Genomic DNA, 933 nt, shown 5'->3' on the forward strand with positions numbered 1-933 from the left:
ATATAATCATATGCTTTTTCTAATGAGAAGTTTTTCATCTCTGGTAATTTAACTTTGCTCAAATAATTATTAATTTTTGAGGAGTTTTTATATATGCTTTTTGTTAATTCTTTTTCTAATTTGTCTGTTATATTTGCTGTTGGTATGGATTTTATAATCGCATATCTCATGATTTTTAATTGATCTTCGGTTAAATCTCCAAGCTCATTTAAACAACTTTCGACAAAGTTGATTTTTTCTCTGGAATAATCATCGCTGATACTTGTTAACGCTGGGGTGATTTTTAATAAAGAATTCCATGAGATAGTACCATTGTGTGTCGAACGCATAAAATTTATATTGTACATATTGGTTTTAGTAAACTTTGTTGCAAACAATGTAAAGGGATCTAAAGTCGCGTAAGCCATATGTTTATTTGAAAAATCATAACCAGTTAAATCGACGTTATGCAAGTCCAGATAGGATAAATCTATTACGTCGCCTGCTCCAGAGCTAAAGATTACATTTAGTCTTCTGATTTCATTATAAATTTCATTTAATGAACAATTTATGTTCATGATGTCTGTTGAAATTTTTTTGTTATTTAACGGTTCACAAATTATAAGTTCGCAAGTATTGTCTGATCGTTGCGTTATTTGGGCATTATAACCTAAAAAGTCTATGCGAAGAGACGAGTCATTATAAAGTATTACATTTTTTAAGTATGCTAATTCTTGTTGGAAATCACCATCGATAATACATGTCCCACCAGGTTGCAACGCGCTGATTAACGTGACCATTTGTTTAGAAGTCTGTATTAGTTTTACTACACCTGGTGCTAGTGCTTTGAGGTCATTTATTATGGGGTTTTCAGGAAGGTCATTCATTTTTATACATACTAAATTATTACCTAAGTCATTACCTATTGATGAAACCGGGAACATTATTTTATCC

At 30.9% G+C, this 933-nt stretch carries 1 protein-coding gene; it reads right to left on the reverse strand.

Features of this window, described 5'->3' with window-relative positions; genetic code table 11:
• On the reverse strand, window positions 1–923 hold a 923-nt coding region (locus HEN33_RS25120), incomplete at its 3' end, for a hypothetical protein (RefSeq protein ID WP_183083523.1).
• Window positions 924–933 lie beyond the last annotated feature (10 nt).

It is taken from the genome of Escherichia sp. 94.0001, assembly GCF_013369155.2.
Classification (GTDB): domain Bacteria; phylum Pseudomonadota; class Gammaproteobacteria; order Enterobacterales; family Enterobacteriaceae; genus Escherichia; species Escherichia coli_F.